We start from the raw sequence: 15504 nt of genomic DNA on the forward strand, positions 1-15504 counted from the left end.
TTTAACTTCAGCAGATGTTTTCCGGCGTAACTCTACCGGCATCCACTGTGAAAAATTGGGCTCTATCCTGTAGTTCGGCGAATAGCAGTCTGTCCGTTCCAGTCATCCAGGCCTGCATCTTCAATTCTGTAATTTCATCGAATAATGCCATGCGCCTTTTCCGATCCAGATGGGCAGTGATTTCATCCAGTAATAATACCGGGGCTTTGCCTTGTAATCCAGCCTGTAGACGCGCATCAGCAAGGATTATTGAAATTAAAAGTGCCTTTTGTTCGCCTGTTGAGCAAAGGGAGGCGATTTGACCCTTTTCGCGGTGAAAAACCTGAAGGTCAACGCGGTGTGGGCCATATGTTGTGCTCCCCGCTTTTGCATCAAGAGCTCGTCTGTTTGCGAGAGTCTCCCGGAACAAATCTTCGGCTGCGAGCGCCGTCATATCACTGATTTCGTCTTCAAATTCACCAGAGAGGCTCATTTCAGCTTTTGGGAACGCTTGAGTAGCGCTGCCAGTGCTTTTTTCCTCTTCTTCAAGCATGGCTTGATTAAGGCGGTTAACAGTATCCATGCGCGCTGCATAAAGGGCAATTGCCTGTTCAGACAGTTGATGTTCCAATGAAGAAAGCCAGCTTTTGTCTGTGCGTCCGTCTTTGAGTAGCCGATTGCGTTCGCGCATGATTTTCTCATATGTGCTGGCCCTGCGTGCGTGAGCGGGGTCGAACCCATAGGTTAGTCGATCCAGAAAACGCCGCCGACCCCCTGCTCCTTCTTGAAAAAGTCGATCCATTTGAGGGGTGAGCCAGCCAATAGACAACAGGTTTCCAAAATCAGAAGCTTTCAAGTTAGTCTGCCCATTGATGCGTACGACCCTTCGATCAGGGCTGTCACCAGAGGTGCCGGATACAACAAGGCCTGTTCCCAGTTTAACAGAAATTCCATTGTCATTTAGTAAGCCTGACACAGCCCATTTTCCGTCACTATTGTTGTTTGCCACTTCCTGTAGTTTTGCGCGGCGCAGGCCTCTTCCAGCGGAAAAAAATGAAATCGCTTCTAGCAGGTTCGTTTTTCCGCTCCCATTGGGGCCGGTCAAAACCACAGGGCGCGTATCTGTTTCCAGCTTCAGATACGCATAGTTTCGAAAGTCTGTTAAAACCAGCCGCGTGAGCGCGAGAGGGATCAAGAATAGCTCCTATCTGATGATCTGGGCCGACAAGGCGGCCCACAGATCAGACACGCATGGGCATCAATACATAAAGGGCACCATCATCGGTACCATCTTTGACGATGGTGGGTGACTGTGCATCCGCTAGGACAAAATGCGCGTTAGTCCCTTCAATCTGGCCAGTGATATCCAGCAGGTATTTGGAATTGAAGCCGATTTCCAGATCACCGGAGGAGTAACTTGCCGCTAATTCTTCGGTTGCACTGCCGCTGTCTGTTCCGGTAGCGGAAAGAGTAACAGTATCATCGGTTAGAGATAGTTTGATTGCACGGGACTTTTCCGTTGAAACCGTTGAGACGCGGTCAACAGCCTGCGCGAAGGACTTACCATCCAACTCCAGAACTTTGTTGTTTCCGGTTGGTATAACCCGTTCATAATCGGGGAAAGTGCCGTCGATCAACTTTGAAGTGAGTATTGTTCCATCAAAGGTAAAGCAGATCCGGTTGTCAGATAGAGATATATTGATATCCCCTTCTGTGTCATCAATGAGCTTGCGGAGCTCGTTGACAGCTTTTCTTGGAATAATAACACCGGGGATATTTTCGGCGTTTGCCGGAAGAGGCGTTTCGACACGGGCCAAGCGGTGGCCATCTGTAGCAACTGCACGCAGAACCGGAATGCCTTCGTTATCTGCAGCATGAATATAGACGCCATTCAGGTAATAGCGCGTTTCTTCAGTTGAAATTGCGAACCGGGTTTTATCTATCAATCGTTTCAGTTCGGCAGAGGGGAAACTGAAATTAAAGGGTAATTCACCTGTTTCCATAATCGGAAAGTCATCTTTTGGCAGGCAGGAAAGCGCAAATTGCGACCGGCCGGCACGAACAGTGATCCGACTGTCTGCACTTTGATAGTCAAGTTCGACCTGTGATCCGTCAGGAAGCTTTCTGACAATATCATACAGGAGATGAGCAGGGGCGGTTATCGCTCCTGGAGACTGTATTTCGGCGGGCACTTTTTCGTTAATGGCAAGATCCAGATCGGTTGCAATTAAACCAAGTGATCCATTTTCAGCACTCAACAGGATATTCGACAGAATGGGGATCGTATTTCGCCGCTCAACGACACTCTGTACATGATTTAGGGCGCTCAGTAAGGTACTGCGTTCGATTGTAAGTTTCATTGGCTCAACTAGGCTTTCAGACATTACCCACGGATGAAACACCATCATGCCTGATTATGGTGCTCAACATCAACAATTATCTCCCCCTTTTGGGTGAAGGTGCTTTTTGTTAAGAAGTTGATTCACAAAAATGAATCCGCTCTCCTAGCCCCATTTGCCCAAGTGTCAGGAATATAAAGTTCACTATAACAGAATGATCGGCGCTTGCCCACGTATTTTGGGTCTTGGTACACCGCTGGCTGCGAATGTAAAACATCATCGGTTTGGCGGCTATTAAGTGATTGAAAAAGTTAATTTTCCAGCATTCTACGCAGCAGATCAATATCCTCCGCCAACGAGCTATCACCTTCACGCAGCTCATCAATTTTCCTCACTGCGTGCATTACTGTTGTGTGATCTCGTCCACCAAACTTGCGGCCGATCTCCGGCAGTGATCGACTGGTAAGTTGTTTGGCGAGATACATTGCCACTTGACGGGGACGTGCGACCGCTCTCGCTCGTCTTGCGGAATGCATGTCAGACATACGGATATTGAAATGTTCAGCAACGCGCTTCTGAATTTCCTCAATCGTAGTACGGCGGTCATTAGCCCGCAGGAGATCCCTTAGCACTTCCTGGGTACTTTCCAGAGTAACAGCACGGCCAACCAGATCAGAATAGGCCAGCACCCTGTTTAGGGCTCCTTCCAGTTCGCGCACATTAGAGGTAATCCGGTGCGCCAGAAACTCCAGAATTTTTGGATCAATTGAAATACCAGCCTGTTCGACCTTGGACTGTAGAATGCCAAGTCGAAGCTCGTAATCAGTTGGGTGGATATCTGCGACCAAACCCCAGCCCAGACGAGAGCGCATGCGCTCTTCCATGCCTTCCAGATCTGTAGGTGAGCGGTCACCAGAAATAATAATTTGATGATTTTGATCAACAAGAGCGTTGAAAGTGTGGAAAAATTCTTCCTGTGTAGATTCTTTTCCAGAGATAAACTGCACATCGTCTATCATCAAAACATCTACGGAACGGAACTGTTCCTTGAAATTCATGGTGTCCTTGTACCTGAGGGCACTAATGAATCGGAACATGAATTTCTCTGCAGACAGATAAAGCACTTTCTTGTCTGGGCTGCTTTGGGAAATCGCGTGCCCTATTGCGTGCATAAGGTGGGTTTTTCCCAGCCCGACACCGCCATATATATAGAGAGGGTTAAAGGGGATATTGTCTTTTGCATCCGCAACACGACGCGCTGCTGCATGTGCAAGTTCATTGGATTTTCCGACTACGAAATTTTCAAATGTAAAGCGAGGGTCAAGCTGTGACTTCAGTTGTGACTGTGGGTCATTACCTGCTTTCACAATCTCTGCTGCTGTTACATGTGTATTGGCATTAGGTGCTGGCTGAAAATTTGAGGCTGCCTCTTCAACTTTTGTGGCAGGAATTTCTTTAACATGAATGTCGATGGATTGAATGTCGCTGCTAAGCTGGCACCAGATCTGGCGAATACGATTGGCGTAATTGTTGATTACCCAATCGCGCAGAAATTTGGTGGGTAAGGACATGGTCACATGCCCATTCGTAACACCGCCCAACTCGATATTCTTTAACCAGGAATTAAAGGTTGCCTCACCATATTCCGACCGAAGCTTTTCACGCACCCTGACCCAGATGTCAGCATAATCAGTATTGTTGCGATTAAGTGGACTGCTCGAGGACATTTCTTAACCCTGTTTCCAGTCAAGATTGCGCACTTTCCAACCACAGATTTTTCCGCGGTGGCCTTCACTATCTGGATCGCCTTCAAACCCTTCCAGAATATTAAAACAATTCTCAAAACCTGCGGAAGTGGCCGCTATAGCAGCGGCAACGGAGCGCACACCTGAGCGGCACAAGAACAATACAGGTTGGGATTTGTCAGGCTGAATTTCATTCAGTAGGGGCAGAAAGTTTGGGTTTGGTGCCATTTGCGGGAACAGTACCCAGGAATTCAATTCACATTTTTTACCAATTGAATACAGATCCGGGAGGCCTACATAGGCCCATTCTGCATTGGTACGAACATCTACCAGCACCGCGCCAGCTTGATCCTGCAACATTTCCCAGGCCTGTTGTGGTGTAACATCACCTGCATATTGTGAATTAGCGGTGTGAGTTCCCGTAGTTGTCATTAATAAAGAACCTTCCTGTCATACATGTTGATTGTTCAAACGTGACCGTCCCGTCGCGATAGCTCAAGTGAGCCAATCGCACAAACGAACCAGTTGCCCGCAAATTGCTCTGCGGATCAGGTCGTTTCCGAAAACGTGAAATTGACAGCGGTTGAAAGCGGGTATGTGATCAAGGCCCAGTTAATTGTCCGGTGATCCTGCATATATGCCTGATCCCATCCGAGACTTTCCTGCTGTCAAAAGTCTGTTTGTACTCCCAATTGCGAAGAATTTAATCTCAACTTATCCACAGATGCAAGGGAGCCATTCAACATTTAATGAAAATAAACTTATTTATAGACGTAAGAAATTCTTGACCTACTAGATCTAGTTGTTTCTGGCAAATCCATAGTAAAAATTAAAATATATAGAAAATTTGAACTATTGGATTCGTCTGTCAAAATGCCCAAAAAGACGAAAAAAAAGCCGCGCCCGACTTTCGGTTACGGCTTGATTCTCGTAATTTGGCTTTCGCTTACGCAGACAGTGCTTTCACACGAGCGTTCAGACGAGAAACCTTACGTGCAGCTGTGTTGGCTTTCAACACGCCCTTGGTTACGCCGCGAGTCAGTTCAGACTGGGCTGCACGAAGAGCTTCATTGGCGACCGCTTGGTCACCTGCAGAAATTGCTGTTTCGACTTTCTTTACAAAAGTCCGGATGCGACTACGGCGGGCACGGTTACGTTCAGTCCGTGTCTCTGTCTGCCGAATGCGCTTAAGAGCTGATTTATGATGCGCCATGACAATCCTGTACATTAGCTTCGAATTTCGGAAGCCGGGTTATAACTAGCCATTTATGCGCCGTCAACAGGAGAATCTGTTAAATCTGACAGAAATGGCAATTTCCATGCTTTTTCCCCAAAAAACACTGTTTTTGTGAATATTAAGCACAGTATTTACTGATGTTTGAAGGACGGGGAGCGTTTTTCAGCAAAGGCCGCCATGCCTTCTTTCTGATCTTCTGTTGCAAAAGTCGAATGAAAAACCCTGCGTTCGAACATGATTCCCTCTTTGAGAGTTGTCTCGTAGGCCTTGTTTACACTTTCCTTGCAAATCATCACAGTCGGGCGAGACATCTTGGCGATGGTTTCCGCTGTTTTCATCACTTCGTCCATCAGATCGTCAAGCGGAACCACTCGACTGACCAGCCCGGAACGTTCCGCTTCCTCCGCATCCATCATGCGGCCCGTCAAACACATTTCCATGGCTTTGGATTTTCCAACGAAACGGGTCAGTCGCTGCGTACCGCCTGCACCGGGTATTGTGCCCAATTTGATTTCAGGTTGCCCAAATTTGGCGTTATCGGCGCAGATGATAAAGTCACACATCATGGCAAGTTCACATCCTCCGCCCAATGCAAAACCAGCAACTGCGGCAATAACAGGTTTGCGGCAACGCGGCACTTCTTCCCATGTGGCTGTAATGAAATCGGACTTGTAAACATCCATAAAGGACTTGTCCTTCATTTCCTTAATGTCAGCCCCTGCCGCAAAGGCTTTTTCAGATCCGGTTATGACAATAGCACCAATATTGTCATCAGCTTCAAAGGCCCGCAATGCTTCGCCCATTTCTTCGGTGAGTTCCTGACACAGTGCGTTGAGCGCCTGTGGTCTGTTCAGACGGATCAGTCCAACTTCACCCTGAGTTTCAACAATGATGTTATTATAAGCCATTTTCAGCTCCTGTTATGACAACTCTACATCCGGGCATAAAGGTAAACCGATTGTGAAAACGCCCGGACATTTAAAATAGTGGCGCCATTATCGTCGCCACTAGATGGATGTCCAGTGATTTAGTTAAGAAGGATCAGAATTAAAAGCCCTTATCGTTGGCAGGAAGAGCAGTAAAAGGTTGAACGACCCGATTGTGTGATCCGGCGGATATGTTGTGAACAGTTTTTGTTCTGGCACGGTTCGCCTTCGTGCCCGTAGACGCGAAACCTGTGCTGAAAATACCCAAGTTCGCCATCTGTGTTGCTGTAGTTTCGTAATGTTGACCCGCCCGAGAGGATCGCCTCATTTAGAACATCGCGAATGGCAGTGGCCAGCCTTTCTGCGCGAACTCCTTTAATTGTATTCGCTGCACGTTTTGGATAAATGCCGGATCTGTATAGAGCTTCACATGCATAAATATTTCCAACGCCTGCTACGACCTTCTGATCCAAAAGAGCCACCTTTACAGGTCCTTTTTTATTTTGCAGTGCTTTTGCCAAAACGGGACCATTAAATTTGTTGCCAAGAGGCTCAGGTCCGATGGAAGAAATTTGTGGGTGCTTAGATAGCTCATTGATATGCGTGAGCAGCATAAACCCGAAACGTCGGGGGTCATGATAGCGCACGCGCACCCCTTTTTCGGTTACAAAGACAATATGGTCATGGCGATCAAGCTATCACCGCCCTTTGGTTCAATTCGAAAACTGCCTGACATCCCCAGATGCCCAATCATAACGGTTCCATCTGATAGGGTCATCAGAATATATTTTGCCCGGCGTGAAATGGATTTGATCTCTTTGTGACTTAGTTTTTCACAAAAGTCAGGTGCAAATGGGAAACGAAGATCAGCGGTTAAGGGTGATTTTCGTAAACTTATCGCCAAGAAGTGCTTTTTCTAGCCCTCTTGCGACTGTCTCGACTTCAGGTAATTCTGGCATCCTTGCAGATTAGACCTAAATAGAGACTTGCGCTATGGTCTTATTTTACGCAAAACAGACTTTTACCAATTCATTCCGCCCCGGGGACAATTATGGCAGATGCACAAGAGCCTAAAAATACGGAGGATAACCGCGATCCCTCCTCAACAACGCATTTTGGTTTTCGGAATGTGGCTGTTGAAGAAAAAGCGGGACTTGTGCGCGGCGTTTTCGACAGTGTAGCTGAAAATTATGACCTGATGAATGATCTGATGAGCGCAGGTGTTCATCGGCTTTGGAAGACCGCAATGATTGACTGGTTAAATCCACGCCCGGGACAGCATCTGCTGGATGTGGCGGGTGGTACAGGCGATATTTCTTTCAAGTTTATGGATCGTATCGATGAAGATGGTCAGGTTACCGTCCTTGATATCAATCATAATATGCTGTCCGTTGGGCAGGGCCGAGCAATCGATCAGGGCCGAATAAATGGATATCGCTGGGTAAATGGGGATGCCATGAAATTGCCTATGCCCGATAAATCGGTGGATGCTTACACCATCGCGTTTGGTATTCGAAATGTAACGGATATCCCCATGGCATTGAGAGAAGCACGCCGAGTACTCAAGCCGGGTGGACGGTTCATGTGTCTGGAGTTCAGTAAGGTGACACTGCCGGGATTGAAAGAGTTTTATGACTTTTACTCATTCAATATTTTGCCAAAAATTGGGGGCGTTGTCGCTAACGACAAGGAATCCTATCAGTATCTGGTAGAGAGTATTCGTAAATTTCCCGACGCGGATCAATTTAAGGAGATGATCGGGGTGGCGGGTCTTGGGCAGGTCAAGTACCGGCGCTTGTCCGGCGGCATTGCTGCACTTCATTCCGCCTGGCGGATATAGGGGGAAAGCGTGTTTAACGGCCTACGGAATTTTTTCCGCCTTTTATGGGTACTGCGTATCCTCGCCAAGCATGATGCCCTGTTCTTGGCAAATGAACTTGAGAGGGCACCTTTCCACGTGAAGCTCGGCTTGTTTTTGTTGCCTCTTTTTGCCATTGGAGCGAAATCATCCAAGCATATGCGCAAAGGAGAGCGGCTTGCACGAGCGCTGCAGGAATTGGGGCCCAGTTTTATCAAGTTAGGACAAGCGCTATCGGTGCGATCGGATCTGCTCGGTGAAGAAATATCTCAGGATCTTGGAAACTTAAGGGATAAACTCCCCCCTTTTTCATTCGAGGAGGCCAAAGAAACCATCGAGTTTGAATTAGGTGAGAAACTGGATGATCTGTTTGTTTCATTCGACGAAAAACCGGTTGCGGCAGCGTCAATTGCGCAAGTTCATTTCGCTGAAGTTGCGGAGACTGTCGCCGCACCAACGCCAGAAGATCCAGAGGCACTAGAAACCTTCAGGCGAAAAGTAGCTGTAAAAGTATTACGCCCGGGGATTGAAGATGCCTTTGAGAGGGACTTGCGACTGTTTTTTTGGGTTGCAGATATGGTTGAGCGCTTTCAACCCGCCTTTCGCCGCTTGCGTTTGCGTAAAATCGTGGAGATTTTGGAACATTCTGTATCTCTTGAAATGGATTTGCGACTTGAAGCTGCCGCCGCCGCTGAAATGGGTCAAAATTTTGAAAATGATCCCGATTTTGATGTTCCCAAGATTGACTGGCAACGCACTGGTAAAAGGGTGATGACGCAAAGCAGGGTAGACGGAATCGCTCTTTCTGATAGGGATGCATTGCAAAATTCCGATCACGATCTTGAAAAACTGTCTGCAAACGTGATTAGGGTATTTTTACATCAAGTCCTCAGAGATGGGTTCTTTCATGCTGACATGCACCATGGAAACCTGTTTGTAACTGATGCGGGAACATTGGTCGCCGTTGATTTTGGGATCATGGGCAGAATGGATCGGCAAACGCGGCTATTTATGGCAGAGATGCTTTATGCATTTCTGGTTGGGGATTACCGCCGGGCTGCGGAAGTTCATTTCGAAGCAGGTTACGTTCCGCCAGACAAATCCTTGGATGCGTTTACGCAAGCTTGCCGTGCCATCGGGGAGCCAATTTTGGGTAAACCTGTTAGTGAAATATCTATTGCTAGACTTCTGGTGCAGTTATTTCAGACCACTGAAACCTTCGAGATGGAAACGCAACCTCAGTTGCTGTTGCTACAAAAGACCATGGTAACTGCGGAAGGTGTCGCTCAAAGCTTGAACCCGGATGTGAATTTTTGGGAGGTCTCCCATCCAACAGTTGAAAACTGGATGCGCGAAAATATGGGGCCGGAGGCGAAGCTGGCAGATATAGTGAATGATGGCCTGACTTTTGCCAAGAAAATACCCGGGCTCGTAAACAGGGCTGATCGTTTGCTAAGTGAGCTTGAGGAAAAGTCCGGCGGAAAACATGAACAGAGCGGATCAACTGGTTCTGGCGGTTCTGCGTTTGGAAAAGGCTGGATGTTTTTGATTGGCGCTGCCAGTGGGGCCATTGGATTATATGTCTTTTTGTCAGTATAGCTGAATTGGTAAATTATAACTTGCACAAAAATATTACGGTTACTATTTTATTCACATAAAATAACGGTAAAATAGGCGGGTGTCTTGGATTCACGAAAATCAGTCTTGTTGATCATTGGCGGCGGAATAGCCGCCTATAAGTGTCTTGAGCTGATTAGACAGCTAAGCAAACGAGGCTATGCCTGTCGGGTGATTCTCACTCGCGCGGGTGAGGAGTTTGTAACGCCCCTATCGCTGGCGGCGCTTAGTGGTGATAAGGTGTATACCGACCTTTTCTCTCTGACTGATGAGACTGAAATGGGACATATTGAATTGTCCCGCTCAAGCGATTTGGTGGTGGTTGCACCCGCGACGGCAGATTTGATGGCTAAGATGGCAAATGGCTTGTCCAATGATCTGGCAAGCACGGCCCTTCTCGCAACGGATAAGCCGGTTCTGATTGCCCCTGCTATGAATGTTCGAATGTGGCAGCATCCTGCCACTCAGCGAAATTTGGCGACACTTCATTCCGATGGTGTGCAGGTTATAGGACCTGATGAGGGGGATATGGCGTGCGGAGAGTATGGCCCAGGAAGAATGGCGGAGCCGCTGGAAATCGCAGACAAAATTGACGAGTTTTTCAGTGGTATCTCTTCAAATGCTTTAAAGGGCAGGAAAATTCTTGTGACCGCAGGTCCAACTCATGAACCTATTGATCCTGTTCGCTATATTGCAAACCGCTCTTCGGGTAAGCAAGGGTATGCAATTGCCGCTGCGCTGGCAAAGCAGGGCGCTGATGTTGTTTTAGTTTCAGGGCCTACAAGGCTTGAATGTCCGCCTGGTGTGAAACGGGTCGATGTGCAAAGTGCAAGTGATATGCTCGCTGCAATGGAAGAAAATTTACCTGCTGATGCCGCCATATTTGCGGCCGCAGTTGCCGATTGGCGGGTCGCGAACGCGTCTGGTCAAAAAATAAAGAAAAAAGAAGGGGCTCTTCCTGAATTGGCGCTCAGTGAAAACCCTGACATTCTGGCAACGATCAGCCAATCAGCTGATAAACGGCCAGAGTTGGTGATCGGTTTCGCTGCGGAAACAGAAAACGTTGTCGAGAATGGTAAAGCAAAGTTGGCACGCAAAGGCTGCGATTGGATCGTGGCGAATGATGTAAGCCCAGCCAGTGGTACATTTGGGGGCGATAGTAATCAGGTTCATTTGATCAGACAGTCTGATCAGGAGCAGTGGCCAAAACAGACTAAAGATCAGGTTGCAAAGCAGTTGGCAAACCAAATTGTAGAGTATTTTTCGAAAGACAAATCATGAGTAGCATAGAAATCAAAATCTCTCGCCTGGATCATGGGCAAGGTCTACCGCTTCCCTCCTACGAGACAAGGGGAAGCGCAGGCATGGATTTATGTGCTGCTGTGACGGAGCCACTTGTGATTGAGCCCGGGAAAAGAGCGCTGGTACCGACAGGATTTAAAATCGCGTTACCAGATGGCTATGAAGCGCAGGTGCGGCCTCGTTCAGGACTGGCGCTTAAGAAAGGAATTTCCCTCCCCAATTCGCCGGGAACGATCGATTCTGACTACCGCGGTGAAGTTGGCGTAATTCTGATCAACCTTGGTGATGAGAATTTTGTGATTGAACGTGGAGATCGAATTGCCCAGATGGTGATCGCTCCTGTAACCCGCGGTTTGTGGTCAGAAGTAGATACGCTTGATGAAACCGTGCGCGGTGAGGGTGGCTTTGGCTCCACCGGTGTTTCAACAGCATAAAGGAAAGTTGGATGTTACATCTGCCAAAAAAGATGCTGTATGCCCTAGAGGCTGTTGTGGATATTGCGTTTAATGCACGGCCCGACCCGGTACAGTCAAAAGAAATTACCCGCCGGCAGGGTATTCCTCAAAGATATCTTGAACAGGTTATGCAACAGCTTGTTCATGCTGGCATACTCAAAGGGGTACGGGGCCCGCGCGGCGGATACAGGCTAGCCCGAGAGCGCCGCCGAATAACGGCAGGCGATATTGTTCGTGTAATTAGTGCCGCTGATGAGGCGGACGGTGATATCCAGATATTTTCCTCGGAAATCGGACAGAAGGTGGTGGGCCCATTATGGATGGATGCACAGGACGCCCTGCTCAAACAGCTTGATAGTGTAACACTTGAAGATCTGTGCCGAAAGGCTGAGGAGGACTGCAGCGACGCTAATCCGGCACCGACAAGTGATTTTAGTATTTAGGTCTGAATAAACAATTTCCCCAATAACGGTCCAAGGGCCCTTCAATCAACAGGACGGAGTTTCCCCATGAAGAAGATAGAGCCGCGCGGCAAGATTTATGACAGTATTCTTGATACCATCGGCAGCACCCCCCTTGTTCGTGTCAATCGTTTTGCCGCCAATCGCAATCTCAAGGCCAACTTGTTATTGAAGCTGGAATTCTTCAACCCACTTGCTTCAGTAAAGGATCGTATTTCCCTTGCCATGATTGAAGCAATGGAAGAGGCAGGAAAAATCAACAAGGATACCCGTATTATTGAACCGACCTCTGGAAATACAGGGATTGGGCTCGCATTTGTTTGTGCTGCCAAGGGATACGATTTGACCCTTGTGATGCCAGAAAGCATGTCTGTTGAGCGTCGTAAGATGCTTAAGTTTCTAGGCGCCAATCTGGAGCTGACCGATGCTTCAAAGGGCATGAACGGTGCCGTACAAAGGGCAGAGGAAATGGTTGCAGAGCTGGACAATGCTGTGATCCCGCAGCAGTTTGAAAATCCGGCAAATCCTGCTGTTCACAAGGTAACAACAGCCGAAGAAATCTGGACTGATACTGAAGGTAACGTTAATGCTGTTATTATGGGGGTTGGAACCGGAGGAACACTTACGGGTGTGGGAACAATTCTAAAAGGGCATAATGAAAACATTCGTATCATAGCAGTGGAACCCGAAGATAGTCCTATTCTCTCTGGTGGTCAGCCTGGTCCCCACAAAATTCAGGGTATTGGCGCAAACTTTATTCCAAAAAATTTGGACCGCAGCCTGATCGACGAAGTTCTGACTATCGGCAACGAGACGGCTTTTGAAACATCACGTGCGCTCGCCCGTGAAGAGGGAATCCCTGCGGGTATATCATCCGGTGCGGCGTTGGCAGCGGCGGTAGAAGTTGCAGAACGGCCTGAAATGGAAGGAAAGAACATCGTTGTTGTTATTCCATCCTTCGCAGAAAGATATCTGACAACAGCTTTGTTCGACGGAATCTAGTAATGGCTTTAAGCGATGATCAGCTTGATCGGTATGCACGACATATTGTCCTTCGTGAAGTCGGGGGTATGGGGCAGCAAAAACTGCTGGGCTCGAAAGTGCTGATCATCGGTGCGGGTGGCTTAGGGTCACCCCTTGTGCTTTATTTGGCGGCGGCTGGCGTTGGCACCATTGGCCTTGTGGATGATGATGTGGTTGATCTTTCGAACCTTCAGCGGCAGATCGCTCACGGAACCAAAGATATAGGATTAGAAAAGGTTCTCAGTGCACAGCAGACAGTCGCCGATATTAATCCGGACGTTAAATTTATTCCGCATTCGGAACGATTGACGCGTGATAATGTTCAGCAGTTGTTTGGCGAATATGATTTGATTGCGGATGGATCAGATAACTTTGAAACCCGCTTTCTGATCAATGATGCTTGTTATTTTCTAAAAAAGCCGCTTGTTTCAGCAGCTATGCTCCAATTTGAGGGTCAGCTTTCGACTTACAAGGCCTATTTAGGTGCGGAGCATCCCTGCTACCGATGCATTTTTCCTGCCCCTCCGCCTGATGATGTGGCGCGAACATGCGGTGAGGCGGGAGTACTGGGCGCACTTGCGGGGACGATGGGGTCCTTGCAAGCAGTCGAAGTTCTTAAAGAACTCCTCGATATCGGTCAGAGCATGTCAGGTTCGCTCCTTATTTATGATGCTTTGTATAGTGATTTCAGGAAGGTAAGGGTCAAGCCAGATCCGGGCTGTCCGTTATGCGGTAAGACACCCTCAATCACTTCATATTGATTTCAGACCCTATAGAAAATAATAGGATGCTACCGCGATTGAGACTGGCAAGGTCAGCATCGACAAGAGTGTCTGAATGGTGATGATGGCAGCGGTGGCTTCTGAGTCGCTGCCCAATTGCTTTGCGAGCGCATATCCGGAGCTAGCCGTAGGAACCGCACCGTATATGATCAGTATAATTGCAGCCACGCCGGTTAATCCAGTGAGATGGATAATTGCAACCATGATGGCCGGAAAAATAACTAACTTGCTGACGCTTGCGATAATCAGTGAAATATATTCGGTTTTCATCGCCCGAATACGTAAGCCCGCACCAACACACAGCAGGGCAAATGGAAGAGCTGCACGCGAAAGAATGTCCGCCAGGTCATGAATAATCGGAAGTTTTCCAACTCCAGTCAGATTCAGGGTTACCCCTGCTGCGATTGCCAAAAGGAGCGGGTTTCGAATGATTTCCTGCAGAAGACGACGTTTGAGTTTTCCCTCATGACCACCTTGATAGCTTACCAGCGCAGTGACACAAAACAGGTTTGTCGGAGGGACGAGAATTGAAGTTGCAACAGCCGCCAGCAAAAGGCCTTCATTTCCAAAAAGCATGTCTGCGGTTGCGAACGCGATAAATGTGTTGTGGCGTGTTGCTCCCTGAAAGATTGCACCACTTAAACCGTTGTTTAATTTGAACAGCCGCGACATCAAAACCGCAAATACAGAGCAGGCACATAGAGCCCCGAGGAGAGCAAAGGTGTAACTGCCAACTATTTCACCTCCAAGGGGCGCGGTTGTTGTTCGATAGAAAAGCAACGCGGGGAAGAGAATCCAGTAAGTGACCTTGTCAGCATTGCCCCAGAAGCTTTCACCAGGAAAGGCTTTGCGTCTGAAAATGTAACCCAGTATCAGCAACAGAAAGATGGGGACAATGGACAGTGATATTGACCACATTAGAGGGCACCTGAATAGACCGGTTGGCGTGTTTCTTTATGTTCTTTCCTTTAGTGTCTAACAATCAAAGTGCCAAGCGACCAGCAATTTCTACTATATTGGGTTTGTACCCTCTTGAGTGGCGGCGAAAAAGTCTCTATGAACGTCTGCGACGGATGGTACTACCCGATGTCCAAGGGCCAGGGTTTCCGGCGACGGTTCTAATATGTCTGGTACTTGATACACCAGCATGTCAGCGGCAACCGCTGCACGCACCCCATTGTCAGAATCTTCGAGCGCCAAACAGTGTGTTGCTGCAATGCCAAGACGAGAGGCTGCTGTGAGGTATATTTCCGGGTGGGGCTTGCTGGAGGATACCTGATCGCCAAAGGTAAGGGCTTGGAAGTAGTCGATCAGTTCGGAATGTTCCAGTTTCAAAGTTGCATTTTTTTGAGGGGATGAGGTCGCAACAGCGCAAGGAATATGGTTTTCGTTCAGGTAATTTAAAAACTCCCGAACCCCTTGTTTGACGGGGACAGGTTTGAGGATGGCTTCCTGTACATAAAGCTCATTCCACGCCTGCATAAACGGCTTTTTGGGAAATTCCGGATAGGATGCTGACAGAATATCTGCAGTACGTACCAGGTTACTGCCAACACAGCGCGAGTAAATCTCGTCTTCAAAAGGTACATTAAAATGTACGCAGGTTTCCTGGAAGGTTCGCTTGGCGATCCGTTCTGTATCCAGCAACAATCCATCCATGTCGAAAATAACTGCGCCTCGCAAATGTAACCCCTGTCTTTGTCCGCAAAGAGACGTGGACAGTAGCGCAAAAATAAACCCCCCGCCAGCTGCGAGGGGTTGTAACACTTAAATAGTTTAT

The 15504-nt window shown here is 48.0% G+C and carries 15 protein-coding genes and 1 pseudogene; 7 read left to right on the forward strand and 9 right to left on the reverse strand.

The annotated features are described in order from the left end of the window. Positions 1–7: 7 nt before the first annotated feature. From recF to mutM, 7 genes and pseudogenes are all read right to left on the reverse strand, one after another. A complete protein-coding gene (recF, locus tag JCM23214_RS02710; RefSeq protein ID WP_025897413.1) occupies positions 8–1174 on the reverse strand; it encodes a DNA replication/repair protein RecF in 1167 nt (388 codons plus the stop codon). Positions 1175–1220: 46 nt separating this feature from the next. Next, entirely contained in the window at positions 1221–2339 is a 1119-nt protein-coding gene (gene dnaN, locus JCM23214_RS02715) for a DNA polymerase III subunit beta (protein WP_025897414.1), read from the reverse strand. Positions 2340–2629: 290 nt separating this feature from the next. Next, entirely contained in the window at positions 2630–4045 is a 1416-nt protein-coding gene (dnaA, locus tag JCM23214_RS02725) for a chromosomal replication initiator protein DnaA (RefSeq protein WP_025897415.1), read from the reverse strand. A 3-nt stretch (positions 4046–4048) separates the two neighbouring features. Then, positions 4049–4495 carry a rhodanese-like domain-containing protein gene (locus tag JCM23214_RS02730; RefSeq protein WP_025897417.1) on the reverse strand — a complete coding sequence of 149 codons (447 nt, stop codon included), beginning with the start codon at positions 4493–4495 and terminating at the stop codon, positions 4049–4051. A 514-nt stretch (positions 4496–5009) separates the two neighbouring features. Next, on the reverse strand, positions 5010–5276 hold the full coding sequence (rpsT, locus tag JCM23214_RS02735; RefSeq protein ID WP_025897418.1) for a 30S ribosomal protein S20: 267 nt from the start codon (positions 5274–5276) through the stop codon (positions 5010–5012). Positions 5277–5431: 155 nt separating this feature from the next. Continuing rightward, positions 5432–6208, reverse strand: coding sequence for an enoyl-CoA hydratase (locus JCM23214_RS02745; RefSeq protein WP_025897419.1), 777 nt, complete (start codon positions 6206–6208; stop codon positions 5432–5434). Between the two features lie 149 nt (positions 6209–6357). Next, positions 6358–7185: pseudogene (gene mutM / locus JCM23214_RS26440) on the reverse strand (bifunctional DNA-formamidopyrimidine glycosylase/DNA-(apurinic or apyrimidinic site) lyase). 92 nt (positions 7186–7277) lie between these two features. Between mutM and ubiE the strand changes: the two are divergent. The 7 genes from ubiE (at position 7278) to JCM23214_RS02785 (ending at position 13703) form a co-directional block, all read left to right on the forward strand. Continuing rightward, complete coding sequence (gene ubiE, locus JCM23214_RS02755) at positions 7278–8066, forward strand: bifunctional demethylmenaquinone methyltransferase/2-methoxy-6-polyprenyl-1,4-benzoquinol methylase UbiE (RefSeq protein WP_025897420.1); 789 nt, start codon at positions 7278–7280, stop codon at positions 8064–8066. 9 nt (positions 8067–8075) lie between these two features. Then, complete coding sequence (gene ubiB, locus JCM23214_RS02760; protein WP_025897421.1) at positions 8076–9683, forward strand: 2-polyprenylphenol 6-hydroxylase; 1608 nt, start codon at positions 8076–8078, stop codon at positions 9681–9683. A gap of 84 nt (positions 9684–9767) precedes the next feature. Continuing rightward, positions 9768–10982 carry a bifunctional phosphopantothenoylcysteine decarboxylase/phosphopantothenate--cysteine ligase CoaBC gene (gene coaBC / locus JCM23214_RS02765; RefSeq protein WP_025897423.1) on the forward strand — a complete coding sequence of 405 codons (1215 nt, stop codon included), beginning with the start codon at positions 9768–9770 and terminating at the stop codon, positions 10980–10982. Next, complete coding sequence (gene dut, locus JCM23214_RS02770) at positions 10979–11437, forward strand: dUTP diphosphatase (protein WP_025897424.1); 459 nt, start codon at positions 10979–10981, stop codon at positions 11435–11437. The genes coaBC and dut overlap by 4 nt, the downstream gene beginning before the upstream one ends. An 11-nt stretch (positions 11438–11448) precedes the next feature. Next, positions 11449–11901, forward strand: coding sequence for an RrF2 family transcriptional regulator (locus JCM23214_RS02775; protein ID WP_025897425.1), 453 nt, complete (start codon positions 11449–11451; stop codon positions 11899–11901). Positions 11902–11967: 66 nt separating this feature from the next. Then, positions 11968–12921: a cysteine synthase A gene (cysK, locus tag JCM23214_RS02780; RefSeq protein WP_025897427.1), complete on the forward strand. Its 954-nt coding sequence runs from the start codon at positions 11968–11970 to the stop codon at positions 12919–12921. A gap of 2 nt (positions 12922–12923) precedes the next feature. Next, complete coding sequence (locus JCM23214_RS02785) at positions 12924–13703, forward strand: HesA/MoeB/ThiF family protein (RefSeq protein WP_025897428.1); 780 nt, start codon at positions 12924–12926, stop codon at positions 13701–13703. A gap of 9 nt (positions 13704–13712) precedes the next feature. Here the strand turns inward: JCM23214_RS02785 and JCM23214_RS02790 are convergent, their stop codons facing one another. Then, complete coding sequence (locus JCM23214_RS02790) at positions 13713–14642, reverse strand: AEC family transporter (protein ID WP_025897430.1); 930 nt, start codon at positions 14640–14642, stop codon at positions 13713–13715. 93 nt (positions 14643–14735) lie between these two features. Next, positions 14736–15407, reverse strand: coding sequence for an HAD family hydrolase (locus JCM23214_RS02795; RefSeq protein WP_025897431.1), 672 nt, complete (start codon positions 15405–15407; stop codon positions 14736–14738). Positions 15408–15504: the final 97 nt, after the last annotated feature.

Source organism: Sneathiella glossodoripedis JCM 23214, from assembly GCF_000616095.1.
Classification (GTDB): Bacteria; Pseudomonadota; Alphaproteobacteria; order Sneathiellales; family Sneathiellaceae; genus Sneathiella; species Sneathiella glossodoripedis.

What these genes read in the sequence shown, in the direction of transcription:
- dnaN (WP_025897414.1), bottom strand. Translation starts at nt 2,339, where the DNA reads ATGAAACTTACAATCGAACGCAGTACCTTACTGAGCGCCCTAAATCAT.
- dnaA (WP_025897415.1), bottom strand. Translation starts at nt 4,045, where the DNA reads ATGTCCTCGAGCAGTCCACTTAATCGCAACAATACTGATTATGCTGAC.
- JCM23214_RS02730 (WP_025897417.1), bottom strand. Translation starts at nt 4,495, where the DNA reads ATGACAACTACGGGAACTCACACCGCTAATTCACAATATGCAGGTGAT.
- rpsT (WP_025897418.1), bottom strand. Translation starts at nt 5,276, where the DNA reads ATGGCGCATCATAAATCAGCTCTTAAGCGCATTCGGCAGACAGAGACA.
- JCM23214_RS02745 (WP_025897419.1), bottom strand. Translation starts at nt 6,208, where the DNA reads ATGGCTTATAATAACATCATTGTTGAAACTCAGGGTGAAGTTGGACTG.
- ubiE (WP_025897420.1), top strand. Translation starts at nt 7,278, where the DNA reads ATGGCAGATGCACAAGAGCCTAAAAATACGGAGGATAACCGCGATCCC.
- dut (WP_025897424.1), top strand. Translation starts at nt 10,979, where the DNA reads ATGAGTAGCATAGAAATCAAAATCTCTCGCCTGGATCATGGGCAAGGT.
- JCM23214_RS02775 (WP_025897425.1), top strand. Translation starts at nt 11,449, where the DNA reads ATGTTACATCTGCCAAAAAAGATGCTGTATGCCCTAGAGGCTGTTGTG.
- cysK (WP_025897427.1), top strand. Translation starts at nt 11,968, where the DNA reads ATGAAGAAGATAGAGCCGCGCGGCAAGATTTATGACAGTATTCTTGAT.
- JCM23214_RS02785 (WP_025897428.1), top strand. Translation starts at nt 12,924, where the DNA reads ATGGCTTTAAGCGATGATCAGCTTGATCGGTATGCACGACATATTGTC.
- JCM23214_RS02790 (WP_025897430.1), bottom strand. Translation starts at nt 14,642, where the DNA reads ATGTGGTCAATATCACTGTCCATTGTCCCCATCTTTCTGTTGCTGATA.